The sequence below is a fragment of the Chloroflexota bacterium genome (assembly GCA_020161265.1).
Lineage (GTDB): Bacteria > Chloroflexota > Chloroflexia > Chloroflexales > Herpetosiphonaceae > Herpetosiphon.
The window spans coordinates 158,820-185,604 of the sequence record JAIUOC010000010.1 but is presented as its reverse complement, the minus strand read 5'-3'; the positions used below and the strand labels follow the sequence as shown (position 1 = coordinate 185,604).

The following is a 26,785-nucleotide window of genomic DNA, read 5'->3' as shown; positions in this document are numbered from 1 at the left end:
AATCTAATCAGCCTTGAGCCAATCCATGGTTGCGCCGAGCAGTTGACGGGCAATCGTGCGCACAAAATCGGTATCATAATTGCGATAGTAACATTCAATCGCCATCACCAGTGCCAAATATAACGAATACAGTTGATTGCGCTGTTCTTCCGCAGGCGTAAAAGCTATTTTGCCATAGCCCTGCATAAAATTGCTCAGGCTTTCGCCCGAGAATGGCCGAAATTGGGCTTCCATCAAGGGATCGCCCCATAGCGCCCGCTCAAAATCAATGATCCCGACAATCTTGCCATGCTCCACGAAAAAGTTGGCGTTCCAGGCATCCCAGTGCACCAAAGCGGGTGTGGTAACTTCATCAAGTGCTGCGGCATGCTTCAACACAGCCGCGCGAATTTCAGCATAGCTATATTCAAGTTCAACGTTTTTACGCTGGCCATCAGCCAACAAGGCATCGATTAATGTGATAAATGTGGCTTTCCAGCTATCGCCGCGTAGTTTGGGGTTGCCTTCGTAGCCAAAATAGCTGCCACTAAATTGATTGATTTCGTGGATAATGGCCCCAATGTGCTGATCAACCTTGGCTTGGACTGCTGGCTCAAGCGTTGCCCGCACATGTTCGAGATTATCGCCAGCAATTTTTTGCATAAAAAAGTAAGGCGAATCACAAATGCTCAACGTTTCGTCAAAAAAATAAATCGTTGGCACAGGAATCGCTGGATTTTGCTGGACTAAGCGCATTGCCGCGACTTCAGTTTGCATAATATTTTGCTCGTAGCTCAGCACATCGGCATCTGGCAGGGGTGCGATTTTGAGCACAACTTCGCGACCATCCGCTAAGCTGATGGCGTAGGCAGCATTAAACCAACCATCTTTTAGCTCTTGAATTGCTTGTTCGTGCGGTGCAAGCTGCATACCAGCGAAGGCATGGGCCACCATTGCAGCAATTTGCTCGCGGGTTTTAGCATTTTTGGTGGTGCTATACATTGGCTTCCTTTCAAAATCATGGCGATGCGCCCGATTAGCCAGCGCACACCATTGCTAACGCTGAAAACCTCCAACCCAGTAGCCCCGATCGGGAGAACCAAAGCTACTGGGTTGGAAGTTCAAGGAGAGTATGCTTCGAACACGCGAGGTAAGCGCATCCAAGTCGTTGGCGCAGTGTTTGCCGTACCTTGCCCTACGACCTTTCTGAGGAGAAACGCTCAAGCAACGGCAGTGTTTCTGAAACGTTACAGAAGTATACCATAGCAGTTAATGTGATGCAATAGACTTATTGCAATGATTTTATTAACGTGGCATGGCTGCTGCTTTAGCCTAAATTGCCCAAAATAGTTGAGGTTGATATGAATTTTCGTGAATATCGGATTGCTGCGCCGCATGTGCGTTCGTTATGTTGGCATGACCAGAGCTTGGTCGATTGGGTAGCTGGTGGCACGCGCTATCAGTTGGATGGCACGATTAAACGTTCATCAACGGTCTATCCGTTTGGCTTTGATGCGGCGGTGCAATCGGCTTCCGGCGAGGTCGTGGTAATTTATCATCGCTTAGGAACCAAGGGTTTAGTGCTTAACAATGGCCAAATTGTCCGCGAAATTAACCGTAGCTACTACTACGCCGATAGCTACGAATATCCCATCGCGATTCTTCAACATGCCGATTTGAACGAGGTATTGGTGCATTGCCCCGAAAAATACAATCAACTTGAGCTTGAAGATGTTGCCACAAATCGGCGGTTGAATGAAGCCGAACGCAAGCCAGTCAAAATTTTTCATTCGCGCCTGAGTGTTAGCCCCAAAGGCAAATGGTTGGTGAGCGCTGGTTGGCAGTGGCAGCCGACCCATACCGTGGCAATTTACAACGTTGATGAAATCTGGGCACAACCGCAAATCCTCGATACCGAAGGTTTTTGCCCACCGATTAAGGTTGATATTAGCTCGGTCAGCTTTTTAGATGAACAAACCCTGCTGATTATCACTGATGAATTTGCCAACTTAAGTGCCGATTTGGTTGATACGCTGGTACAACGGCGCGGCGCACATAGCATTGGCTACTACGATCTAGTTAATCGCCAATTTAGGGCCATCGTCGAGGCCGAGGAGATTGTCGGCACAGCCATGGCGCTGAGCGAGCGCTATGTGGTTGGTTTTTACGATCATCCAAAATTATTCGATTGCACCACGGGCAAGGTGGTGCAGCGCTGGCCCGATTTAGCCACAGGCCGTCAAACCCATAGCATGATCGGCAGGCTAGATCAAGCCATCCCGCCGATTGCCTTTGATCAAGCTAACCAACGCTTTGCGGTGGCCGATGCCGAGGGGATTACGGTGATTGAATTGAGTTTATAGGGCTAATAACAGCAGTTCTCGCCCTCAGTTAACTACATTCTCCATCAATCGATGGTTAATACAAGGAGATTCTTCTTATACTATAGTGGGCAACGAGATTATTGAGGGTTAGTAATGCACTATCGAGAATATCGAATTTCAGCGGTTGGTGTGCGTTCCCTTTGTTGGGACAAACAGAAACTGATTGATTGGGTGACTGGAACAATCTATCAACTTAATGGAACTGCTGACCGATTTCATCGTGGCTATGGTCAAATATTTGACGCAGCAGTACAATCGGCATCTGGTGATTTAGCAGTTATTTACCAGCGCCTTGGCACAGCGGGAATGCTGATTGATCGGCATAAGCCACTACGAACGTTAACGCGTGATAAATACCATGCCACTATTTATGAATATCCAGTTGGGTTTCTTCACGATGCCCAAGGGCGTGAATTGTTGATCCATTGCCCTGAACGTTATCTCAAACTTGAAATTGAAGAGGCCCGCACCGGGCGCTCAGCAGCCTCGTTGAATAAAACCCTCATTGAGCGCTTAAGGTTATGGTTTGCCGAAACGGATGATCGTAATCCGATGGATATATTTCACTCGCGCTTAATCCAAAGCCCTGGTGGTCGGTGGTTGTTGAATGCTGGTTGGATTTGGCATCCGTATGATACCTTCGTGCTGTATGAAGTAGCCGATGTACTAGCCGATCCTCGTATCCTTGATTCGAATCACTTTGAATTTGCCTATCCAATAGTTGCGGAGATTAGTGCCGCAGCGTTTCTTGATGATCAAACCTTAATCCTTGTTAACAGCGAATATCCGGAAGATGATGATGAATCTCCTGAGAATCACGAAGATCCGCTGTTCCATAGTGGCCCTTATAGCATTGGCAGCTACGATCTGATTAATCGTCGGTATCGTTCGATTGTCAAAGCTGAGGAAATTGTTGGCACCATGATGCCATTAACCGAGCGTTATTTAATTGGGTTTTACGAGCACCCAAAATTATTCGATTGTATGACTGGTAAGATTATTCAGCGCTGGACACAGCTTAATACAGGCACACAGACCAGTAGTTTATTAATGAAGCCAGAGTTGATTCCCCCGCCTATTGCCTTTGATCAAGCTAACCAACGTTTTGCCGTGGCCGATGCCGAGGGAATTACGGTGATTGAGCTTAGCGATCAATTGTGAGTGGTACAATAGCCGCTGCTGATGTGTGATTGGGGTTGGCGATGCGGCGACAAAAACCATTGGATTGGGCAACACTTGGGCCAATTGCAGTGCTGTTGGGCTTGTTATTGTTGATTGTGAATCAGCTTAATCAGCCCAAAAATCAGTATGCTCCGTTGAGTGCCTATTTTAATGATGCAGCGGCGAGTGTGCCGCAAAGCCAACTTACCCCCTTGCCGCCCACCACCTTGCAAGCGATTGAGCAAAGCAACGCCGCTGGCAGCTCCAACCAAATCGATTTGGTGCTCGAAGCTGAGCTGTATCAAGACCAAAGTAACGATTTAGCCAGCGAATTGCAAACTGCCCTCGATTATGTTCAAGAACGTACTAATATTCGTTTGAATGAACGGGTGACGGTGGTCATCAGCCAAGATGCTCAATGTGGTTTCCATGGTGTAACCTACTCCGATGTGCGAGTGATTTATATCTATAGTTGTGCTGGGGTGGCACGCAGCCGCGTGGTAAACATAGCTGCTCATGAATTTATCCATCAATTAGAGCAGGATCGCTATGGTGCTGCCCATTTGAGCGCCGACTTGGCGCTTTCTGAGGGTTTTGCAACTTGGGGCGCTGGCCGCTATTGGCTGGGCAGTGCCAGCGATTTTACGAGCTTTGCCCGCGATTATCAGGCCAATGGGCAAGCGTTGCCCTTGGCAACCCACTATGCTAGCGTTGGCATCGACGGCATGAACGTACTTTATTATCAATGGGCGAGTTTTGTCGATTATTTGATTAACACCTATGGCCGTGAAGCCTTCGATCAATTGTATATTTCAGGTGGCGAACGTCAGCCTGGCGCAGCTAATTACGCAGCAATTTACAATCGCTCCTTTGGTTTATTAGAAGCTGAATGGCGGCAAACGCTGGATTAGGCCGTGCTACAATGGCCGAAGCAATTGTGCAAAGGAGAGTCTATGCATCCGCCGTTTGGTCCGAATTTGCTTGAGTTAGGCCCGATTGTAATTCGTATGTATGCGATTGCAATTTTGAGTGGCGCTATGCTGGGGGGCTGGCTTGGTGCTCATCGTGCCCGTGCCCGTGGCTATAACCCCAATATCGTTTGGGATTGGTTGATCGTTGGCTTGATTTTGGGCGTTGCCGGCGGGCGAATTTGGTATGTGGCTTCATCGTGGCCGCAATATCGTGATGGCCCATTTATCGATATGATCAATACCACCAAGGGCGGCTTGGCCATCCACGGAGCGATCGTTGGCGCAGTATTAACGGTGTTGATCGCTGCTTGGCGCACCAAAACTAATGCTCTCACATGGATGGATGTTCTGGCCCCATGTTTGAGTGTTGGCCAAGCAATTGGGCGCTGGGGCAACTTTTTCAACAACGAAGCCTACGGCGGCCCAGTCAGCAACGGTTTGCCCTGGAATTTGGATATTCCAGCCCAATATCGGATTCGTGGCACTGAACAATATGATGCTGCCACCCGTTTTCACCCCACCTTTTTATACGAATCGCTGTGGAATTTAGGCGTGTTGTTCTCGATTGTCTTTATCGAACGCCGCTTCCGTGGGCGCTTGCGCAACGGCGATTCATTGCTGATTTATGGTGTGCTCTACTCAATTGGCCGCTTTTGGATCGAAGATTTACGGGTTGATAAGCTCTGTACTGGCGGCGTTGGTGGCGCTATTTGTAACGATAGCCTCTCGATGGCCCGTTTGACCAGCATCGTTTTGATTGTTGGTTGTAGCGCCTTATTTGTGTTGCGCCGCGTGTTGCAGCGCAATCCACCAGCCAGTAGCTACCAACAATGGGATGAGCCATGGCAACCAGAGCCTGAAACCGCCAAAGCCGCCGCTTAATCGCGATCAGGAGCTTGGGGAATTGACCTCAAGCTCTTTTTTTCGCAACAATCCAGCTTTAACCCACGTATGTTTTGCAAGATTTTTAGCCTCAATTGGCCGTTTCCTGCGATGTTCTTTTTGAGAAAGGGTCTGCTATGTTTGGAGTTCTGCGTGGGTGCTCGCCGCACCTCGATCAACCAACCCATGCTGCTTGGTGGAGCCATATTTGTGGTATGTGTCTGACCTTGCGCGACCAGCATGGCCAAGTTGCGCGAATTACCACCAATTACGATGCTGCTTTGCTTTCGGCGTTGTACGAAGCTCAACGCGCTGAACAAGGCTCCCGCCGCACCAGTGTCTGCGCTTTACGTGGTTTTCGGGCACTCGATGTGGTCGCTGCTGATGATCATGGTTCGCGCTATGCTGCCGCCGTAAGTTTGCTGATGGCCGCAATTCGGCTGCGTGATAATGTGGCCGATCGTGATGGTTGGGCCGGTAAAGTGCCCTTGGTTGCTAACACGGTTGCTAAACGTTGGGATAAAAAAGCTGAGCAAACCGCGCGTGAGTTGGGCTTCGAGCCAGCCTTGTTGCGCCAACAGGCAATTGCTCAGGCCGAAGTAGAAGCCTTGGTCAATGCCGATTTTTGCACCTACTCGGCTCCGACCGAGGCTGCGGTAGGTGCGGCGTTTCGGCATACGGCGATTTTGGCCAACCAACCAAGCAATGCTGAGCCACTTGAGCAAATGGGCCGTATGTATGGCCGCATGATGTTGCTGCTCGATAGCTACAACGATGTGGCTGAAGATCAAGCCCGTGGCCATTTCAATGCCTTGTGTGCCACGCCCCAAGTCGAATTGCGCACGGTTGCCCATAAAATCTTCAACGATGCTTTTGCCAATTTACGCCAACAATGGCAACGTTTAACCTTGCTGCAAGCGCATTTGGTTGAAGTGTTGTTGCTGAACATGTTGCCAGCGATTGGCTCGAAAGCCTTTGGCGCATGCAAACGCCATAGTTTGGCTTGTGCCACGGCCTTGCCTGTGGCGGCGGCTTTATTGCCAGCCATGGCCAGCGATTACGATGACGATCCTTCGCGGCGTGACCCCAACCGCGCCTACACTGGGCCAACTCGTGCCCTCAAGCCCCACGAAAACCCTGAATATCAAGGCCAATATCCACAACAACCGCCCTACCAAGGCCAATATCCGCAACAACCATATCAAGGCTATCCATCACAATACAATCCAAATGATCCCTCGATGTTGCCGCCTGGCTCGTTGCCGCCAGCCAGCTCGCACCCGGTTCCGCCGCCAGGTCATTATCAAGATCGCAAGCGTGATGTAGCGATGGGGGCAGCCTTATGTTGTTGCCAGAGCCGCAGTCGTCGTCACCGCCACTCGCATCGTTCAAGGATTGTGTGTTGTGATGATGATTGCTGTGATTGTTGCCAATGTACCTGCTGCTGTTGCGATGCTACCGATGCCTGCGAGGGCGATGGTTGCAGTTGCTGCGAATGTGGCGGCTGTGGTGAATGTGGCAGTTGCTGCGAATGTGGCGATTGCTGTAGTTGTGATTGTTAATATGAGCAAGCTCGCTATGCAACCAGGCTGCATGGCGAGCTTACCATAGCATCACAATCACAATCACAATAATGCAACTGACTGCTACCAGCCAAGGCCAATTGCGGCGCTGATGGTATTCGGGCGAGGCTAAATAAACTTGTTGGGCATGGGCAAAAACTGGCCGTGCATCAACTTGCAATAATTCACAATATTGCAGTAGCAAGGGCTTAATGTGCTTAAGCGGAATTTGCATAAATGCACCTTGCTCGATTGCCTGCAAATAATCCCAGCGGATGCCTGTACGCCGTTCAGCGGCATACAAACTAATGCCTGCTTTTTGACGAGCTTCGCGCAACAACACCGCTCCGCTTGGTGGTCGAGTTGGCTGTGGTTCAGCAGGCTCAACCGCCAAACTTGGTAACCGTGGAGCTGGCTCAAGCAAGGCTTGGCGCTGAATCAAGCGTTGGACGCGGGCAATCAGTTGAGCTTGGCTAAATGGCTTGGTCAAATAATCATCAGCACCCAAATTGAGGCCACGTACCACATCATCGTCGCTGGCTTTAGCGGTGAGCATCAAAATAGGCACGTTGCTTTCGGCCCGTAATTGTTGGCATAACTCCCAGCCACTCAAATCAGGCAACATCACATCCAACAATACAATTTGGAAGCAATCGCTAGCCCATAGCCGCAGCCCAGCCATGCCCGTGTTGGCCAGCATGGCATGCCAACCAGCCTCGCGCAAATGCATCAGCAACAAACGCCCAATCGCTGGATCATCTTCGACAACTAAAATGTGGGCCGTGCCATTCACGCCAACTCCTGCAATAGCGGCAGATCAAGCAAGACTGCCAAGGCCCACGCGCTACTAGCTGGGTCGGTGCTTTCGGCCAATTGACTTAGCGTAAGCATAGTCGTTGGTTCGTTGCGCCAAGCCCGTAAGCCATCGATCGCCCGTCGTCGTAAGCTCAAGGGGGCGTTTTGATCGGCAGCTAAAGTTTCAACCTCAGCCAACACTGGCGTATATCGAGCTTGACATAAACTGCTAAGGGCTAAGCTGCGAATGGCTAGCGCTTCACGATCATTGTGCAATAATTCGGCCAATTGCTGTAATGTAGCTTCATCGGCAGCTTCGGCCAGCGCTTGAGCTACCCGCAAGCGTAAAGGTAAGGGGTTGTGAGGCCGCAAAAATTCCAAGCTATCGAGCGGGTTTTTGGCGGCTGCCAACAAAATTTCCAGCGCCAACAAGCGGGTGCCAATCGAGCCTGTGGTCGCCAATTCGCGCACCAAACCAAGATGTATCGCGCCTTCAAGCTCCAACAACACGCGCAAGGCATGCAGCCGAATCCGCGTACTTTTACCGCCAGCTTGAGCCAAACGATTGAGCAAAGCAATCGCGGTAGGTTCTTGCAACAAACGCAAGCCATCCATCGCGGGAATTGCCAAACTAGGGCTGTCGTGCTGGGCGTAGCGCAAAAACAACGCAATTGATTCGCGATCAGCAACCCGACCCAAGCAGCGTAATGCCGCCGCCGCGACCTCCAAGGTTGGCCGAGGATCACGCAGAATCTGGCGCACCGTGTTCAGACTAGCCTCAGAAACTGGCGCAACCAAACAATCCATTGCGGCCACATGCAAGGCTGGCTCGGCATGGTTCGAGGTTAATAATGCTAACATCAGGCCTTCACTATGCGCCATATGCAGTTTATGAAAACTATGCACCGCATCAACCCGCAAACTCAACGGCGTATGATCATCAACGATCATAGTTTCGAGCAACGGCGCAAGATGGTTATCGCCACTCAAGGCGGTCAGCATAGCACTACGGGTTTGCGGATCAAGCTGATTGTTGATTAACATTTGGTGCAAGCTAGGCTTGGCTTGAGCTTGTTGGCTCAAGGTATTGGCGGCAACCCAGCGCAACAACGGTTGACCAGTGCCAATTGTTTGGGCCAATTCATATTCGGCATCGCAATTGGCTAATTGAGCTGCAACCACTGGTGCAACCGTCAAACTATAGCGATCAGGATTGCCAGTCAGGGCTTCGTATAGCACCGAACGCGCTGCCGAACCGCCGATTGTGCTCAGGGCTTGGGCGGCAGCAGCTCGTAAATTATGCACCTCGCGAGCGACCAACTCAGCCAAACTAGTTGGCGGATCGGCACTGGTGTTGCCAACGGCCAAGGCTTCGGCCCAACGCCATTGCAAGGCTGGCGAAAAGCTGACGATCGGCCATTGAATTGGCGGTTCGTGCAAATAGCCTATTGGCAGCTCTTGTTGCCATGCTAGCTCCAATTGCTGAGGTAATTCACCGATTACAATTGTGCGCAAAGCCCAAATGCCACTCTCATCGCGGCGTGTGCCAAGGCCGACAATCGCCGTATGCAAGGCTTGCAAATCATGGCGTTCGTTTTCAACAATGCCTGCTAAAACCGCCTGCGATTCATCATTTTTGAGCTTGGCGAGCGTGCTGATCGCCGCAGTTCGCACCATAAACGCCGATTGGTCGCAGGCTAGGCCAAGCAAACGTTGCATAAATAATGGCTGGGTTTGCGGATCGCTGCGATAAATAATCCCGCTGCGCAGGGCATTGCCAAGTTGGGGTTGCTCAAGCAGCCGAATTAGCCGTTCGCTGGTTTCGTTTTGGCGTTGCATAATTGCTTGTGCCGCCTCTAAGCGAGCTGCCAAGGGCAATTGTGAGGTAACGACTCGCAATAACAAGGGATTCGCGCCGTTGCTTTCAAAGCGTAATAATTCGTGCAACGCTTCATGGCGAGCCGTCCAGTGTACATCATCGCCCAAGACCAAGCGCCCTAAAGCCCGAACAGCCAAACTGGGCGTTGCCTGCAATAAGGCTTGGCGAGCCGCCGCTCGTAAGGGCGCACTCGCCGCAGTACAGGCGTTCAACAAGGCTGGGGCAGTGCGCTCGGTAGCACAACCTTGGAGCGCCAGTGAAGCATGCAAATGCACAACCTGATCAAGCTGATGATCATCGAGCAAGGCACTGGCGGTTGCCACAACGAAACGTGCCCCATTTGGCTCGCAATGCAGATAGAAAATCATGCGGCCAGCGTGCAATTGCTCTTGCAAGTAGCAACGCCCAGCATGACTATTTTGCGCCAGCAAATAATTAACCAATAACTGGCCCCAATCATCGTGCTGACGTTGAGCCAAGCTAATCAAGCGTGGGGTTAATTGAGCATCGTGCATGGCAAAAAGTTGTTGGGCAGCACTTTGGCGGGTGTTATAGCTGAGGCGGCTATCGCTCAGCATATCCAATAAGTAATCGAGCGCCAAATGGCTGGGCAAACTACGCACAACTTGCAAAGCCCAGGCCTCGCCCTCGGAGCCATTGCTCAGTTGCTCGGCAATTGTGGCGCTAACCACGCTTTCCATACTCTCGAGCAAATGCCAAATCTGCTCGGTGTAGGCTGGCTCATGGCGGGCCACATGCACCAAAGCCCGAATAATTGCGGCGCTCCAGCCAGCAATTGGTACATGATGTTCACGCAAACAGCGCCCAAGCAGCAGCACCCGTTGGCTGGTTAGCGGGCGATTACCACGAATGGCGTTATAAAGTGGCGCGGGGTCGGCCAATAAACCCGCTGTCAAAGGCAATAATTCATGCCACAGTGGGTTATCCAAATCGAAATCGTGCCAAGCATGATGTGCTGCTAAATGCAGGGCTGCGCAGAACAGGGCAAATAATGGCGAGCGAAAGCGTACCAACCCGCGCTGATCAACCTGCACCAAACCATTGAGGGCTACCAAACTTGGTTGCAGCCAATACACCGCTTTGATCTGTTCGCCTTGGAGCCAAGCATAGCCCAAGCCAGCCAATGCTGTGCGTACCTTAGGCAAATCTGCTCCGGCGATTGGACGCAGCGCTCGATCAACGGCGGCGGCGTACATGCGCACGCGATTGGCCGAAAAACCATGAGTTGGATAGGTCGCGGCCAAAATTGCGACATCGGCAAAGCGCTCGGCCACCAAACGTCCGCGACCATCATTTAACAGTGGTGGTAGCAGCAGGGCTGGCTCTTCGTTGGGCAATAATTGGCGCAGCCATTGCTCCAAAATGCTGGCATCGGGTGCTTGCACTTGCCATGTGGCCCAACCATCCCAATTTGGGTTGGTAGCATGGTCGGTGGCAACGGCGGCTAGCGCTGGATAACGCTCAGTCAAATCAAATAACCAATTGCGCCAATGCTCAGCAATATGCGGCTGAGCTTCCTCAAGATCATCAAGCAGCAGCATCCATTTGCCCGCCGCTAAGCCGCGCTCGATCCCCATTCGGTCGTTGGCAAAGCCAGCTTCGGCCAAGGTGCGAGCCAGCGTCGCATCAGGCGATTCGGTGGCGCTGGGCACATGCAGCAAAATGGGAAACAAACCAGGCAAACGTTCTTGGGTGGCGCACCATTGCAAGAGCATGTTGATTAAGACAAATGAGCGCCCGCTACCCAAGCCACCGACCAAGCGAATCCGCTGATTGAGTTGGAGTGCTTGCCAGAGGTTGGCTTGTTGGCCGTTAGCAGGGATGGGACTCAGTTGCAGCACCAAACTACCGATGGTTGGCAACACCCGCGCCGGAAAACGCTCGGCCCAACGCGCCTGCACATACCGCGCATAACTACGCTGGCGTTGCGCACGCCGCAGCCGAGGTAACAACAATCGATCAAATGGTGCAATCGCCATAACATGCCACTCCTTGCTTGGATAGTTCTAGGGTACTCGTTTGGAGCGGCTGGCTCAATTAATATAAATTACAGTTCGGTGACACTCGGCCATTTAAGGCCATTTTTTAGGCCTTGCCATCTTGTCAAAGCCAGTAGCCTCGGCGCACAATAACAGCGGAGGTTTTGACAATGCTACGTCTTTTTTCAGCGATCCAACTTGGCCCACTTGGATTAACCAATCGCTTGGTCGCTACGCCTAGCCCAAGTCGGTTTAGTCATGGTGGTGGTTTTCTCAATCGCAGCCTAATTGTCGAATACGGGCGTTGGAGCAGTTATGGCATTGGCTTGATCATCAGCGAGCCAGTCTTGGTGCAAACTAACTCCAATCTGCCCCGCCCAGCCTTGAGCGCCGATGCGCATATTCAAGCATTTCGTAATTTAAACCAATGCTTGCACGAATATCAAAGCCACTGTTTGCCATTATTGAGCTTGGTCAGCCAACCTGAATCACAACTGCAACCGAGCAACTGGCCTAATTTACGTGAGCAGATGGTGTTGGCGGCTTGGCGAGCGTATGCTGCTGGCAGCCCAGGGATTGTGATCGATGCCAATGCTGGCTCGCTTTTTCATCAACTGCGGGTGAGCAAACAAGTGCCGCCGACCTCGCGCAGCCAATTGTTGCTTGAAAGTATCGAGGCAATTCGCGGCTGGCTTGGGCGGCAGTTTGTGGTTGGAGTGCGGTTGGTGGTCGATGATCTCGTGCCCGATGGCGTGAGTTTGCAAGAAAGCCGCGTCTTGGCCCATGAATTAGTGGCCGCCGGAGTCGATTTACTCGATTTGGTGGTTGGGCGTTCGGTTGCGCCAATTGCCCAATTTCCTGGCTGGCAAATCCCCTTGGTGGCGGGCATTCGCAGCATTGTGGATGTACCACTGATTGCCCATGGCATGTTGGGCGATCCGTGGATTGCCGAGGAAATGTTGCGCGAAGGCTGTGCTGATTTGGTGGGGCTTGAAGCGGCAATTTCGGCTACGCCGCATTGGCCAATTTGGGCACGCCAACAACTTGAGCGCGAAGCCGAGGCGGCATGACGAGTGCCAGCCTGCGTCATGGTATAATAGCCCAACCATGGCGCTGAAAGAAGGATCGAAGATATGGCAAAAACAATCTTCATCATGGATGATGATCTCGCACTCCAGATGGTGATGGAGATCGCCCTGCGCGAGGTCGGCTATGAAGTCGTGCTGGCGAATAATGGGGTCGAGGGCATTGCCCAACTCGAAACCCTAAAACCTGATCTGATTATTTCAGACATTATGATGCCCGAGATGGATGGGGTTGAGGCATTCAATCAAATTCGCGAGCGGATACAGGATGAAGGCATTCCTATGGTGATCGTAACGGCGCTTAATCGTAAGCCATGGTTCAGCGACCTTGAAGAAGAGGGCGCTGTTATTTTACAAAAGCCGTTCGAGGTCGATACATTTATCGACTTAATCAACACTATGGTGAGTGATTAGTGTTCTTTTTGCGCCGACCAATGCGACCATGCTCGTCGCGATGGTCTCGTTTTTCGTTGTAATTTCGGCATTCTGCTGCTATTCCCCTTGTGGTCGAGCCGACCCAAGGGGCTTTTGCTGCCCAAAAAAGCCCCAATTGGCGAAATTGCTCGTTTTCTCATCCAAAATTCTTTTGATTTTTGGCGCTGAATATGATAGCGTAGCAAGCGACGAACAACCAACCGCCCTATGGAGGCTTTGCGATGAGTGATCGCCCAAATGAAGATAAGAAATTGCACGACCCAAAAGCGACTGTGCAGTTAACCGCTGACGATTTGGCCGCCATGCGGGCCGAATTGCAACAAGAAAAAGATAAAGCGAATCAATTTGCAACTGCCCGTTTGAGCGAGGCTGATATCGCTCCCGCTACCAACAAGAAGTTGGAAAATCCTTATGCCACGGTGCAATTGAACCCTGAAGAGATGGCTGCGCTACGTGCCGAAGCTCAACGGGTCAAAGCTGAAGCTCAAGCTGCTCAGGCAGCCCAAGCCGCACCAGCCGCGCCAGCGCCAGATAATGTTAGCTCAATGCGCGGCGGGGCGGTTGCCAACACGCCACCAGCACCAGCAGCACCCCAATCGTTCCCTGATCAAACGGTGATTATGAGTCCTGGCCAAGCGCGGGCGCAGTATGGTAATGCCCCAGTTGATCAATCGTATGCGCCACCAGCGCAGCAACAGCAATATGCACCGCAACAGCAACAGCAACAATATGCACCACCAGCACAACAGCAATATGCGCCGCCACCGCAGCAATACGCGCCACCAGCACAGCAGCAATATGCACCGCCACAGCAACCAGGCTATGGCCAGAACTACCAAAATGTGCAGCAAAACTATAATCCACCAGCGCAAACTGGCTTTTCAGCGCCGCCAGCACCGCTCAATACCAATGAGAACTTTTTTCAAAAGTATGGGGTCTATTTGCTGATTGGGTTTGGCGCAATGTTAATCGTTGCAGCAATTTTGTTATTAGTGATTGGCTAATTGTTGGGAGCGAGCAGTAGATCACTGCTCGCTTTTTTAGGGTTTGCATGATTGAGCTTTTGCATATGATTGAGGCTAGTGTGCAGCAGGTTGCTGCCGAAGCCTGTAGCTTGATTCAGGTTCCGCCATTTGTTGCCATGCTTCACCCCGATGACTCTGCACCATGGTTTAATTATGCGATGCCGATTGCTAGCTTGGAGACGGCTGCCGCCAATTTACCAGCTTTGCGCCAAGTTTTTCATGCGCAACAACGCCAACTGCGCTTTGAATGGACGCGCGAGTTATGGCCGGAGTTGGAAGCGATTTTGCACGATGCTGGAATTAAGGTCGATCATATTAATCCCCAGATGATTTGCCCGCCTGAGCAATTCAAGCCTTATCATAACCCCGCTGTTAGTTTGCGGATGCTAACAACTGCCGATGATTTAGCCAACTATCGCCAAGTGACGCGGCTGGGTTTTGGCGATTATTCAGCGATTAGCCAAGCCGATGTTGAGAGCTTACATGATGCTTTGAATGATGGTTGGCGCTATGCCATGGCTATGATCGAGGGTGAATTAGCAGCGGTCGGGGGATATAAACCTACCAAGTTAGGTGTAGTCGAATTAGTGGCGATTGCAACCTTGCCTGCTTGGCGGCGACGGGGAGCAGCCGCCAGCCTGACCAGTTTTTTGGTGGCTGATCATTTTGCCAATGCTGGCAAATTAGCCTTTTTATTTGCCGCCGATGCGATTGCCCAAGCAACCTATGCCAAAATTGGCTTTCAACAAATTGCCACTCACTTGGCAGCAACCGAGGAGTAAATCTCATGCGCCGTTGGCTTTATGTTGGTTTGGCTGTGCTCTTGATTGGTTGTGGTCAAGCCTTTAAAGCGACCAGTAGCGAGGTTGATTCCGTCGTCGCTTCTGTCACTGAGCCAACGATTGATTTAACTGCCCTGATCACATGGCAGCCAGTGCCAGCTTATACCCCACAAATTCCCACCCCAACCAATATTCCAATTCCAACCCCTATTCCCGATGCTTGGCCGACTGAGCAGGCTTTGGCGCTGCGCCCCGAATTTGCGGGCGATGCTACTCATTCAACCCTGCCCCGTTATGCAATGCAAATCACGCTTGAGCCAAGTGCAGGCCGTTATAGCGGCAGCCAAATTATTACTTATACTAATACGACTGGCGCTAGTATTAATAGTTTGGTGCTGCGTTCGTATAATAATTTTCCGCCCGATGCCCAAGGCGATGGCGGCGACACCACGCTTGAGGTTTCCAAGGCTTGGAGCAATGGCAACGAACTGAATATTGCGCGTGAAGCCGAAAATACCGCTTTTCGGATTAATCTCGCTACAAGCCTAGCGCCTAATCAGCAGGTTGTAATCAGTACCCAATTTGCTGGCACAATCAAGGCTTGGCCCGATGGCTCGTATCCCTTGCTTTCGGCCTATCCGATGCTGGCGGTTTGGGATGCAGATGCCAACGATTGGCGCATGGATGTAACGCGCTTTCCTGATCGGGTGTTTGCTGAAACTGCGCTCTATCGGGTGCAACTCAAGCTGCCTGCTGAATATCAAGTGATTGGCGCGGGCACGCTGCTGGAGCAAAATGCTGATCGTACCAGCCGCACCTATGTTAGCGGGCCTGTGCGAGAGTGGGCCGCCGCGATTGGTCAATTTGCAGGTAGTACAAGTAGGATTGATGGCATTGAAGTTAACGCCTATGGCCCCGATTACCTCGATTTGGTGCGAGTGCAAGAGATGGCAGTTGGCGCTTTAGCCAGCTATCAAGCCAAGATTGGCGCATATCCCTATCACAAGCTCGATCTGCATGTGATGCCTTGGGATAGCGGCGGCGGCATCGAATACCCAGCCTATACGATCATCTTGGTGAACGATGGGATCAATCGTGATACTGATTATGTGGTATTCCACGAAGTTGCCCATCAGTGGTGGTATGGCTTGTTGGGCAACGATGTCTATCGCGAGGCTTGGCTCGATGAGGCGATGGCAAGCTATTTGACTTATGTGGCGACCCAAGATGTGCTCGGTCAGGTCGCTGCTGACAGTTATTATGCTGGCGAAATTGAACGTTTGGAGCGTAGTAATCAAGCCAATGGCAATTGGCCAGCTGGCTTGGCGATCAATCAATATCCATCATTTAATAGCTACTATCGGGCGGTCTATGGCAAAGGTGCGGCAATGTTGCATCAGCTACGCATCAAGCTTGGCGATCAAAGCTTCTTCCAAGGTTTAGCCCAACTCAACGACCAAAAGCGCTATCAGATTATCACCCGTAGCGATTTCCAAAGCGTTATGGAGCAAAGCAGCGGCCAAGCCCTAGGCGAGTGGCTGGATGGCTGGCTCAACTGGTGAGATTGACTCGCCCTGTGAGCGTTCGCTGGTTTTGGCCAACAAATCGACTTGCATGCCTTCGCGGGCTACAAAGGCCCAAGGATAGACCGCTTGGGCATCGGCCTCGATCTGATCGATCTGGCTATCGGTGTGGGCTGGCTCGTGGTGAAACAAGGCAACGTGCTTAATATTGGCAGCTTGAGCTAATTCAATCGCCATGGCCCAAGTGCTATGGCCCCAACCTTGGCGGCTGGCCTTGGGGTTAGCATATTCGGCAGGCGTGTAGTGGGCATCGTGGATAATTAATTCGCTGTTGCGGGCAAAATTGGCCAAGCGTTGATCGGTGCCAATATACGATTCGATATCGGTGGCGTAGATTGCGCTGACCGCATTGTGCTCAACCCGATAGCACATCGAACCGCCGCGTGGGTGGCCCAATGAATGATAACTACGAATTTCAACTGAGCCAGTTGGGCAAAGCTCATCAGCGTCGGCGGCCACGCGCAACGGCGTAGCGGCATCGGCATTCCACCACAAACGCTCGCCACCTTCAATTAATAAGGTGCGGCGGCGGGCCAAAAGGCCAGGCCGTTCAGCCAACATCGAGTGCGATGAAGCGCTGACCAACAATTCCCAAACCCGATCTTGATAGAGATTCCACGGAGCCACAATATAGATCATCTGATCTTCGCGATACAGCGGCGCAAAATGCGGCAAACCTTGAATATGATCATGATGATAATGCGAGAGCAAAATTAAAATCGGGCGTGGATTGGGCTGCTGAACTAATTGCTGCCCAAGCTCGACAATCCCTGTGCCAGCATCAAAAATCAATTGCTGGCCGGCCACCCGCATTTCAACACACGAAGTATTGCCACCTGTTTTAATAAAATCAGCGCCAGTGCTGGGATGACTGCCGCGCACTCCCCAAAATTGGGTTACAAATTCCTGCGTCATGAGTGCCCTCGATGTTGCAATGCTTACTCGTCACGTAATTCTACGATAGGGGTATTAGTTAAGAGATGTTCATGCACAATTCGGTTAATCGCTGTGCTATTAAGCTGGCAATAGACCACCCGCCCGGGCTGAATGATTGCATTTGGCCCACGTTCACAGCGACCAAGGCAGTTGCTCAGACGTAGTTCAACGGTTGTGGTTAAATTGGCAGCAGCTAGTGCTTGCTCAAAGGCTTGTTGCACTTGGTGTAGTTGATTGCCACAGTGCAACCCATGACAAAGATAAATGCGATACGTTGATTGCTGATTCATTCAGTTTGCTATGCACCCGTTCTCGTATGGGTATGATAGGTCAGCGCCTAGCTGCTGTCAACAGGGATATCACCCATTTTTGCTGCCAAGCAAGGTTTTTTAATTTTGGCTCAACGCCAGCCCCATACTATCGCAGCCCGTTAATCTTTAGTTAAAAATTAAGCTCTCGGGCTGATGTTGCACCGAGAGCTTGCTTTGAGTTATTGATGATTGACTGGTAGTTGTAAGGTGAAGATACTGCCAACCCCCAAGGTGCTTTCGAGCGAAACTGTACCATTGTGAGCTTCGGCAACGTGTTTGGCAATGACTAAGCCCAAGCCCGCCCCGCCAATACTGGCGAGCGTATCATCGAGCCGCACGAATGGCTCGAAGATTCGTTCAAAGTCGTCTTCGGGAATGCCCACGCCATTATCGCGAATTGAAACCCGCACCAATTGATCATCTTGATAGACCGAAACTTGAATTACCCCACCTGGGTTGGTGTATTGGGTGGCATTTTCGAGTAAGTGCCGCACAGCATTATCCACACCATGCACATCCATATGAATCATCAGCGGTGTTTGAATGCCACTGACATAAATGTTGCGCACCAAGGTTTGGTTTTTTTCCAAAAAGGTTGGCTGCATATCGTTACAAATCGATTGAACTAAGCCGCGTAAATCGGCTTGAGCAAAATCCATTTGATTTGAGCGCACTTGTTGCAGGTAAATCAAATCGTTGATATGGCGTAACAGGCGGGTGCTATTGCGCTTCATCAACTCTAGGGCTTCACGCTGGCCATCACTGACTGGGCCAAGCGCCTGCATATTGAGCAAATCAATATAGCCATGAATCACGGTCAGCGGGGTGCGTAGCTCGTGCGAGATTGTCGCCAAGAAATCGTTTTTTGCTTGATCAAGCCGCGTCAAGCGATTATTGGCGGTCTCCAACTCGCGCACATGCGATTCCAAGCGCCCGACCAGTTGTTGGCTATATTCACGCATCACGCTTGGCGCTTCGGCAGTTTCTAAAACTTCGCGTGTGCCGCCGATATAGCTGGCGACCAAATCTGGCAAGGCCCGCGGGTCGATTGGCTTAGAAATATAGCCATCGCAGCCAGCCGCCAAAGCCCGTTCGCGATCACCTGGAGTGGTGTTAGCAGTTAAAGCCACAATTGGCACCGAAGCCAGTTGCGGCGTGGCTTTGAATTTGGTGGTTAATTCATAGCCATTCAAGCCAGGCAAATTAATATCCATCAAAATCAGATCAGGGCGATCAGTTTGGGCCGATTTCCAACCTTCGTTGCCGTCATTGGCGATGATAATCTGATAGCCACGAGTTGCGAGAACGCGTCGTACTAAACGTTGATTATCGTGATTATCCTCAATGTACAGAACCCGAGTCGAACCTGCCATGACGGTTATTTCCTTCTAACTAGGTGATTGTTGTTCAATTGGCGCTGGGATGCTGGCGGTGGCGATGGCAAATGAGAAGGTGCTACCAACCCCAACTTTGCTATCGACCCATAAATCACCATCGTGCAAATCGACCAACCTGCGGGTAATCGAAAGCCCCAAGCCCGACCCCAAAATGCCACGTGCCCCAGCATGCACTTGCTGAAACTCTTGGAACAGCTTGCCCAAGGCTTCGGCATCCATGCCAATCCCAGTATCTTGGACGCTGATTACAATCCAATCGCCGGGCAATAAATAGTGTGAGCCAATTGGCGTAGCTTCTTGGACCACCCGCCGAATTGCCCGCACCACAATTTGGCCACGGTCGGTAAATTTTACCGCATTTGAAATCAGGTTAATCACAATTTGGCGCAAACGAGTTGGATCAACATCCATTCGTGGCAAATCGGGCGCGATATCGATGCGCATGGTAACTGGCTTGGAATTCAGGCCATGCATAATATCGACTGCCGATTGCACGACTGGCAGCACCGCCGTTGCCTCGCGATGCAGGGCAAATTTGCCAGCTTCGATCCGCGCCATATCCAAAATATCGTTGATCAGATCGAGCAAGTAGCGGCCATTTTTGTTGATGGTTTCAAGGTCTTCGCGCTGTTCTTCGACCAACAATGGCGAAAGTTCATCAAGCAACACGGTTGAGAAGCCAATGATTGCGTTCAGTGGCGTGCGTAATTCGTGGGAAATGCTGGCCAAAAACTGCGATTTCAGGCGATCAGCGGCTTGAGCACGGTCGAGAGCTTCGCGCAACTCACCAGTGCGTTGGGCCACTAAATCTTCCAAGTTTTGGAACGAGAAAGCATTTTCAATTGTCAAGCCGACCATATCGGCAAAGTTGAGCAACAACGCCGCATCTTGCACCGTAACCAAACGCCCTTGCTCATAGTAATCGGCAGAAATCAAGCCTAGCACTTTTTCGCGGCCAAGAATCGGTGCTTGTACATACGAATCGCCGCCCGAAATAAACTGCTTGGCCTGAATCACTTGGGGATGTTCCCAAGGATTATCGACGATTACCGCTTGACGCGATTTGATTACGCTGGCTTCAATCGTATCGCTATCGATTGTAATTGGCTCGGACAGCGCTGCCCGCATAAAATCGTATTCAAGCTCGTAGTTGTTGGGGCCAAACGAGGCCGAAACGACCTCGATCACCTCATCACGCAGCAGATACAGCACCGCCCGATCAAAACCTAAGCGTTGACATAATAATTGTGGAATATGATCAAGCACGGTATTCAACGAACGCAAGCGTTTGAGTTCATTGCTGGTTTCATTGATCGCGGCCATCTGTTGGGCATTAACTTCCAAGGCATCGACTTTTTCGCGTAAAGCCGTAGTCATCTGATTGAACGAAAGGCTCAAGCGCCCAATTTCATCGTTGCCATGCACCACCAACTCTTGATCAAGTTGGCCTGAGGCGATTCGTTGTGCGCCAACTTCAAGGTCGCGCAATGGTCGAATGATCGTTCGAGCCAAGCCTGTCGCCAAAATAATAATCAAGCCTGAGGTGATCAACAAGACTGCCAAGAAATTGCGGCGTAGCTGCTCTTGCTCACGTTCGATCGCCAAACTTGCATTGCGGGCTGGGCTAATCACATCGTCGATTGGCAGTACTAAGGCTACGACCCAGCCAACCGTGCGCATTGGCGAGTAGGCCAGATAGCGGTCGCCACCATCGAGTTGCAGGCGGGTCACGCCAGCCATATTATTGCGAATATTTTCGCGCAACGAGGCAAAATTTGGGTCGTCGCTCTCGAATAAATTTTGTTTCTTAAATGTTTCGTCCCAGCGAGTATTACCAGCCTCAAGCTCAGGCCGAATCAAAATATTGCCTTCGTGATCCATCACAAAAGCATAGCCAGAGCTGCCTGCATCGATCCGCAAGACATCCGATTGAATCGTGGTCAGCAGTAAATCCATGCCAATTACGCCAATTAACTGATTGTTGACTTTGACCGGAGCCGAGACCGTGATATTGAGTTGATTGGTGACGGCATCAACATAGGTTCCGACCCAAGTTGGGCCGGTGGCATTTTCGGCAGCTTGATACCAAGGGCGTTTACGGGCATCAAAACCATCGGGCAACACACTGACCACCCGCACATCATCGAGCACCATCACACCTTCTTTGGTGGCCAAATAGCCCAAAGAAATCAGCGGATTCAGATCGACGTTGCTTTGAAGTGCCCCAGTAATTTGGCGAGCGCGAGCCACGGTAAGCCGCAGTTGATCAGGGGGAATCAGGGTTGGGCCACTGCCTGCCAGCCAAAATGGGTCGGGGCGAGTGTCGGCCAGCCGATCAAGTGGGCGGCTGAAGGCCTGTTGGGTGATATTAACCATGGTTTGGACTTGGCGCTGCACACTCAACAAAGCCTGATCATACAGCTCGGCTTTGTCGATTGCGCGACTCATCAGCATGTTTTCAGCTTGAATTAAGAGGGTATTTTCGCTTTGTTTGACGGCGGCCAAGCGGGCTTGGGAAATCCCATTCAAGCTCAACCAGCCCACAATAATCAAGGCTGGCAGCGAAACCCCTAATGCCAGCAACAAAACCCGCGCTTGAACCCCAAACCGAACATTTCGTGGTTGTGATGTCATAGGCCAACGCCCCGTGTATTGCTGGAAGTTGAGTCAGATCTGTAGGTAGGTTTAATGTTCCCTAGTGTATCATAAAAAGGGGCATCGGTGATTGAGGGTCAGGGGCCAGGCTTTTGATCCACGAAGAACACGAAGCGCACGAAGGGTGGTAACCGCGAAGAGCGCGAAGCTTCGCGAAAGTTATTTAGCCACGAATTCCACGAATTGCACGAACATTTTTTAGCCACAGATTGCACAGATTGATGTGATTCGCTTGCTCTGCCCAATACTTGGTCTCTAGCCCTTGATCCCTGACCCCTACTATTTTGCCTTTTGATTTCTGCTTTTTGACTTTCACTCCATTCCTTTGGGCCGCTGCGTTAACATTCCGATCCCCAACCCCCAACCACCGATCCCCAACTCTATGGTCTTTTCGCCTTCATCCTTCATCCCTCATAATTCATCCTTTCAAGGCACTTTTCTTGTATACTTTGATCTGATTCTCTGGTGCTTTGGGAGGCACTGCATGAGCGAACACCAGCCCGAGCAGGATGTGGGCGTGGATAGTCCAGCTACGCCATCACTGCTTCAACGGAATCGTTGGTTGCGGCGATTGATGAAATTTGGCTTTGTGGTGGTTGGCCTGTTTTTCTTTATTTTAGCTTTGCGCTTGTTAAGTAAAGGTGCAGGCGGCTTGGGGCCATTTTTAACCAAAACCTTGGGAATTGAAAATGCCCTGAATACTTTGGGCTTTGGTTGGCTTTTTGCCTATGGGGTGTTGAGTGGCTCGCCTGTGGCCGGAATTGCGCTTTCGTTTCTCGATAGTAAAGTGATCGATCCGCTTCAGGCTTTTACAATGATTACTGGCTCACGGCTGGGCGCATCGTTTATTGTGTTGGTGATTGGCTTTATCTACTTTTTGCGGGGCCGCGAAAAAGCCGCCTCGCTTTCAATTGGCGTGTTGGCGCTCAGCGTTACTGCCACCACCTATCTGCCTGCTTTAGCAATTGGCTATTGGCTCTTAACTGATAGCGGCCTCGATAAAGTGCGGATCGCCTTGCCATCGGCAATTTTCGATTTCGTCGAGCAGGTGTTTGATCCGATTGTGGCTTGGTTGATTCGCACGATTGATAGTGGGATTGTGAATATCTTTGGGGCAACTCCTGCGACAACTGGGGTTTTACCTGCAACCAGTGTGTTGGTCTTTATTATTGGGGTAAGCACATTGCTGTTTGCCTTTAACCTTTTAGATAAGGCACTGCCACAGGTTGATGCTGAACATAACGCGTTTGGGCGAATTGGCGGCCTAATCTATCGACCGTGGGCGATGTTTTTGCTGGGAGCGTTTGTTACCTCATTAACCTTATCAGTTTCGGTTTCGCTCTCGATCCTTGTGCCACTTTCGGCTCGCGGCTTTATTCGGCGTGAAAATACCTTGCCCTACATTATGGGAGCCAACATCACCACTTTTATTGATACCCTGATTGCCTCATTGTTGATCAAAGATCCATTTGCTTTTACAGTAGTGCTGGCTGAAATTATCAGCATCACAGTGATTTCATTAATTATTCTCGTTTTTCTCTATCGCCCATATGAGCGGCTAATTTTGCGCTTGCTTGATCGGGTAGTCAACGATACGCCGATGTTGGTTACCTTTATGGTGGTGATGGTCGTGACCCCGATTCTGCTGTTATTTATCTAGGATCAACCTATGAAGCCTTTTAATTTAATGATTTACCTTGATGGTTCCTCGGCAGCGCGACGCATGGTGGCCTATCTTGCGCCATTAGCCCGTAAAGCGCATGTCAAAACGACCTTTTTGGTCGATGAAGCCCATCAAGATGAAGCCGAAATGTATTTTTTCAACGCTGAGCAATTATTGCAAAGCGATCAAGCGCCGACCCGCACGATTCGCGGAGCCACGCCAGAACGGGCGATTGTGCTCGAAACTCGTGCTAGCCAACCAGATTTGGTGGCGTTTGGGCCGTTGCGCAAGGAAGGTTGGCGACGATGGCTGGGTCAATCGGCGATTGGTTCGTTGGCTCGGCGTTTAACCTGCTCGATGTTATTGATGCAAGGTCGCCCGAATGAGCTGCGCCGCGCCTTGGTTTGTGCTGCTGGCGGCCCCGCAACCTTGCACGATGCCCAAATGACGGCCTCAATTATCGGGCCGCTGGGCGGGCAGGTGACAATTTTGCACATTGTGTCGCAACTATCGCTGACCTACAAGCCCGAGGAGCGCGACCCCGAGCGGCTTGCCGATTTGGTGATGGAAAAGCAGGGCGAGGTGGCGCGTAATATTGCTGCCGCCAAAACCATTTTGACCGATCGCGGCATTACTACCACCGTGCGAATTCGCGCTGGCATGGTGCTTGAAGAAATTCAAGAAGAACTCAAAACTGGCGGCTACGATCTCTTGGTGATTGGGGCGCATCGGGCGCGAACGCCGCTTGATCGGGTCTTGCTCGAAGATGTTAGCGCTGAGATCTTGTTTAATAGTCCAATTCCTGTTTTACTTGTCCAAAATACCAGCGATTTCTAAACCACAATCAAGGAGTTTGCTATGGCCGTCTTGCTACTCGATAACTACGATTCCTTTACCTATAATTTGTATCAATATTTCTGCGAACTTGGCGCAGAGGTGGTGGTCAAGCGCAACGATGAAATTGAAGTTGATGATATTCGCCACATGGAAGCCATCGATCGCATCGTAATTTCGCCTGGACCGTGTACCCCCGCTGAAGCCGGCATTAGCGTGCCATTGATTCGCGAATTGTGCATGGAATACCCAATTCTGGGTGTTTGTCTTGGGCATCAATCAATTGGGGCGGCTTTTGGCGGGCGAGTGATTCGTGCTCCCCAGTTGCGCCACGGCAAAACCTCACCGATCACCCACTTGAATGTTGGAATTTTCGCTGGTGTGCCTTCGCCCTTCACCGCCACCCGCTATCACTCGTTGATTGTTGAAGAAGCAACGTTGCCCAGCGATCTTGAGGCTACCGCTTGGAGTGATGATGGCTTGATTATGGGTTTGCGCCACCGCACCTTGCCAATTGAAGGCGTGCAATTCCACCCTGAATCGATTATGACTGAGCATGGCAAAGTGTTGCTGGCCAACTTCTTGAGCATTGCTAAGCCTGAATTGGCCGAGGTTAGGGGTTAGGGATCAGGGATCAGGGGCTAAAAACAGCTTTGCGTTTTTTGCGTCCTTCGCGGTTCCGTGCTTCGTGTCCTTCGTGTCCTTCGTGGATCAAAACATTGAACTGAGATTAATAGATTTCGAGCAATATGCAACAATTAACATTAAAACCTGAAGAAGTGCCCGCCAATTTGGCCGAATGGTTACGAGCCAGCCAACAAACTACTATCTTATTGGCGGTTGAGCTTGATGCCGATGGCTATCTTTCGTTGCAAGCCTTGCCTGAGGTAGACCCGCAGCTTGTGCCACGGGTGCGCAAAGCCATGGCCCAATATGCCGAAACCTTGCGGAGGCTGCTGTGACCAGCTATTTGGGCCTGACCGATGCCTTTATGCTCCAAGCGATGGTTATTCAGCAGATCGGTGGGATTCATGGCATTACTGAACAGGGCTTTGAAAAATTAGCCACGGCCTTGGCTGCGCCCCAACAAACCATGTTTGGCGAGGATCTGTATCCTGATACGTTTAGCAAAGCTGCTGCTTTATTCGATGCGTTGATTCATGGTCATTGTTTTAGCGATGGCAATAAGCGCACAGCCTTATTGGCGATGATTGAATTTCTGGCTCGGAATGGCTATGCCTTTAATACGCCCGACGACGATAGCCTTTACGATTGGATTTTGCTGGTAGCGGCAGAACGTGGCATGGATCGCGAACAACAGGCCGCTTGGATCGAACAACGTTGTGAGCAAGTATGAGTGAAGAAGCCACGCTGCACTATATTACGCTTGAAGAAGCCCTACGCATTCGCGATACGATTGCCGAAGCACATGGCGAGAGCTTCGATGTTTTGCGCTTTCAACAATTACTTTCGGCCTTAGCTACGCCCTTTCAATCGATGTTTGGCGAGGAGCTTTTTCCAACGCTGTGTGCCAAAGCGGGCATGCTGTTGGCTGGGCTGATTCGTAATCATCCATTTTGGGATGGCAACAAACGTATCGCGATGGCGATTACGGCGCGATTTTTGGCCTTGAATGGCTATCAGTTGACGGTTGATGCCGCCGAAGCTGATCAATTTACCACCGCCTTGGCCATGCATCGCCAAGATTATGAAACTGCCAGTAGTTGGCTAGCCCAACATTCGCGGCCAATTGGCGAAAATCGTAGCTAAAAAGCCAAAACGGCTGTGGTATAATGGGCCACAAATAGCCCACCGTAAACCACACAACCATAGAAAGAATACCCAAATGGCCATCGCTGACGATCACGCACAATCAGAGCGAAGTGATGCTGTTTTGTTGGAGGCAATTACCACCAACAACGATATGTTGGCGTTGCAACAATTGTTTGATCGCTATCGCCAGCAATTGTTCCAGACGGCCTTGGGCATTACCCGCGATCAGCAACTGGCCGAAGAGGTTTTGCAAGATTGTTTTTATCGGTTGTATCGCCACGCCAAAAAGCTTGATGGCAGCATGCCACTGGCCCCTTGGCTCTATCGCGTAACGGTGAATTTGTGCTATAGCCGCATCAAGCGCCAACGCCCATGGTACGAGCCATTTCATCAATTGGCCGAGCGCTTGCGGGCTAGCTCGCGTTCTGCGCCCGATGTGGTTGCTGAACGCCGCGAGATGCAAGATGTGGTGCGCCAAACCCTAGAGCGCCTTTCACCCCAGCATCGCGCGGTTTTAGTCTTACATTATTTTCACGATTACTCCCTAACGGAGATTGCCGAAATTCTAGAATGCCCTGAGGGAACGATTAAATCGCGGCTGTTTTATGCCCGTAAGATCCTCAAAGATCAGCTGCACCAAGCTGCAATCGAGGGCGAACCACTGATTGACGGAATTTCCTTCTAAGATAGTTA

Annotated in this window: 24 protein-coding genes; 17 read left to right on the top strand and 7 right to left on the bottom strand. The window is 51.0% G+C overall.

Translation table 11 applies throughout. The annotated features are described in order from the left end of the window. Positions 1-3: 3 nt before the first annotated feature. Positions 4-981 (bottom strand): aminoglycoside phosphotransferase family protein, encoded by a 978-nt coding sequence (locus LCH85_21830; protein MCA0354643.1) that lies wholly within the window; start codon positions 979-981, stop codon positions 4-6. A 359-nt stretch (positions 982-1,340) separates the two neighbouring features. Between LCH85_21830 and LCH85_21825 the strand changes: the two genes are divergently transcribed. The 5 genes from LCH85_21825 (at position 1,341) to LCH85_21805 (ending at position 6,939) form a co-directional block, all read left to right on the top strand. Then, positions 1,341-2,342: a hypothetical protein gene (locus LCH85_21825; GenBank protein ID MCA0354642.1), complete on the top strand. Its 1,002-nt coding sequence runs from the start codon at positions 1,341-1,343 to the stop codon at positions 2,340-2,342. A gap of 114 nt (positions 2,343-2,456) precedes the next feature. Beyond that, positions 2,457-3,524 (top strand): hypothetical protein, encoded by a 1,068-nt coding sequence (locus LCH85_21820; protein MCA0354641.1) that lies wholly within the window; start codon positions 2,457-2,459, stop codon positions 3,522-3,524. 41 nt (positions 3,525-3,565) lie between these two features. Beyond that, the gene (locus LCH85_21815) at positions 3,566-4,435 is read left to right on the top strand and encodes a hypothetical protein (protein ID MCA0354640.1); all 870 of its coding nucleotides are present in this window, start codon (positions 3,566-3,568) and stop codon (positions 4,433-4,435) included. Positions 4,436-4,477: 42 nt separating this feature from the next. Continuing rightward, on the top strand, positions 4,478-5,377 hold the full coding sequence (gene lgt, locus LCH85_21810) for a prolipoprotein diacylglyceryl transferase (GenBank protein ID MCA0354639.1): 900 nt from the start codon (positions 4,478-4,480) through the stop codon (positions 5,375-5,377). Positions 5,378-5,514: 137 nt separating this feature from the next. Next, positions 5,515-6,939, top strand: a complete 1,425-nt coding sequence (locus LCH85_21805; GenBank protein MCA0354638.1) for a DUF5685 family protein — start codon at positions 5,515-5,517, stop codon at positions 6,937-6,939. A gap of 40 nt (positions 6,940-6,979) precedes the next feature. Here LCH85_21805 and LCH85_21800 read toward each other — a convergent pair whose 3' ends face one another. Continuing rightward, positions 6,980-7,732, bottom strand: a complete 753-nt coding sequence (locus tag LCH85_21800; GenBank protein MCA0354637.1) for a response regulator — start codon at positions 7,730-7,732, stop codon at positions 6,980-6,982. Further along, positions 7,729-11,613 carry a HEAT repeat domain-containing protein gene (locus LCH85_21795; protein MCA0354636.1) on the bottom strand — a complete coding sequence of 1,295 codons (3,885 nt, stop codon included), beginning with the start codon at positions 11,611-11,613 and terminating at the stop codon, positions 7,729-7,731. The genes LCH85_21800 and LCH85_21795 overlap by 4 nt, the downstream gene beginning before the upstream one ends. Positions 11,614-11,783: 170 nt before the next feature. Here LCH85_21795 and LCH85_21790 point away from each other — a divergent pair, with 170 nt between their 5' ends. The 5 genes from LCH85_21790 (at position 11,784) to LCH85_21770 (ending at position 16,502) form a co-directional block, all read left to right on the top strand. Then, positions 11,784-12,683, top strand: coding sequence for a hypothetical protein (locus LCH85_21790; protein MCA0354635.1), 900 nt, complete (start codon positions 11,784-11,786; stop codon positions 12,681-12,683). Positions 12,684-12,746: 63 nt separating this feature from the next. Then, positions 12,747-13,112 carry a response regulator gene (locus LCH85_21785; GenBank protein MCA0354634.1) on the top strand — a complete coding sequence of 122 codons (366 nt, stop codon included), beginning with the start codon at positions 12,747-12,749 and terminating at the stop codon, positions 13,110-13,112. 242 nt (positions 13,113-13,354) lie between these two features. Then, positions 13,355-14,137, top strand: coding sequence for a hypothetical protein (locus tag LCH85_21780; GenBank protein ID MCA0354633.1), 783 nt, complete (start codon positions 13,355-13,357; stop codon positions 14,135-14,137). Between the two features lie 47 nt (positions 14,138-14,184). Beyond that, on the top strand, positions 14,185-14,940 hold the full coding sequence (locus tag LCH85_21775; GenBank protein MCA0354632.1) for a GNAT family N-acetyltransferase: 756 nt from the start codon (positions 14,185-14,187) through the stop codon (positions 14,938-14,940). Positions 14,941-14,945: 5 nt separating this feature from the next. Next, positions 14,946-16,502, top strand: a complete 1,557-nt coding sequence (locus LCH85_21770; GenBank protein ID MCA0354631.1) for a M1 family metallopeptidase — start codon at positions 14,946-14,948, stop codon at positions 16,500-16,502. On the opposite strand, the gene LCH85_21765 is transcribed toward LCH85_21770, so the two are convergent. The 4 genes from LCH85_21765 to LCH85_21750 all read right to left on the bottom strand — a co-directional run bounded on the left by LCH85_21765 (position 16,467) and on the right by LCH85_21750 (position 21,801). Further along, positions 16,467-17,438, bottom strand: a complete 972-nt coding sequence (locus LCH85_21765) for an MBL fold metallo-hydrolase (GenBank protein MCA0354630.1) — start codon at positions 17,436-17,438, stop codon at positions 16,467-16,469. The two genes, LCH85_21770 and LCH85_21765, sit on opposite strands and share 36 nt — an antisense overlap. 23 nt (positions 17,439-17,461) lie before the next feature. Then, the gene (locus tag LCH85_21760) at positions 17,462-17,749 is read right to left on the bottom strand and encodes a (2Fe-2S) ferredoxin domain-containing protein (GenBank protein MCA0354629.1); all 288 of its coding nucleotides are present in this window, start codon (positions 17,747-17,749) and stop codon (positions 17,462-17,464) included. A gap of 200 nt (positions 17,750-17,949) precedes the next feature. After that, positions 17,950-19,143 carry a hybrid sensor histidine kinase/response regulator gene (locus tag LCH85_21755; protein MCA0354628.1) on the bottom strand — a complete coding sequence of 398 codons (1,194 nt, stop codon included), beginning with the start codon at positions 19,141-19,143 and terminating at the stop codon, positions 17,950-17,952. 15 nt (positions 19,144-19,158) lie between these two features. Further along, positions 19,159-21,801: a HAMP domain-containing protein gene (locus LCH85_21750; GenBank protein ID MCA0354627.1), complete on the bottom strand. Its 2,643-nt coding sequence runs from the start codon at positions 21,799-21,801 to the stop codon at positions 19,159-19,161. Between the two features lie 505 nt (positions 21,802-22,306). Here LCH85_21750 and LCH85_21745 point away from each other — a divergent pair. The 7 genes from LCH85_21745 (at position 22,307) to LCH85_21715 (ending at position 26,777) form a co-directional block, all read left to right on the top strand. After that, positions 22,307-23,482 carry a hypothetical protein gene (locus tag LCH85_21745; protein MCA0354626.1) on the top strand — a complete coding sequence of 392 codons (1,176 nt, stop codon included), beginning with the start codon at positions 22,307-22,309 and terminating at the stop codon, positions 23,480-23,482. Between the two features lie 9 nt (positions 23,483-23,491). Then, complete coding sequence (locus LCH85_21740; GenBank protein MCA0354625.1) at positions 23,492-24,322, top strand: universal stress protein; 831 nt, start codon at positions 23,492-23,494, stop codon at positions 24,320-24,322. A gap of 21 nt (positions 24,323-24,343) precedes the next feature. Further along, positions 24,344-24,943 (top strand): aminodeoxychorismate/anthranilate synthase component II, encoded by a 600-nt coding sequence (locus tag LCH85_21735; GenBank protein ID MCA0354624.1) that lies wholly within the window; start codon positions 24,344-24,346, stop codon positions 24,941-24,943. A 125-nt stretch (positions 24,944-25,068) separates the two neighbouring features. Further along, a complete protein-coding gene (locus LCH85_21730; GenBank protein MCA0354623.1) occupies positions 25,069-25,281 on the top strand; it encodes a hypothetical protein in 213 nt (70 codons plus the stop codon). Then, on the top strand, positions 25,278-25,676 hold the full coding sequence (locus tag LCH85_21725) for a type II toxin-antitoxin system death-on-curing family toxin (protein MCA0354622.1): 399 nt from the start codon (positions 25,278-25,280) through the stop codon (positions 25,674-25,676). The genes LCH85_21730 and LCH85_21725 overlap by 4 nt, the downstream gene beginning before the upstream one ends. After that, a complete protein-coding gene (locus tag LCH85_21720; protein ID MCA0354621.1) occupies positions 25,673-26,089 on the top strand; it encodes a type II toxin-antitoxin system death-on-curing family toxin in 417 nt (138 codons plus the stop codon). The genes LCH85_21725 and LCH85_21720 overlap by 4 nt, the downstream gene beginning before the upstream one ends. A gap of 76 nt (positions 26,090-26,165) precedes the next feature. Continuing rightward, entirely contained in the window at positions 26,166-26,777 is a 612-nt protein-coding gene (locus tag LCH85_21715; GenBank protein MCA0354620.1) for an RNA polymerase sigma factor, read from the top strand. Positions 26,778-26,785: the final 8 nt, after the last annotated feature.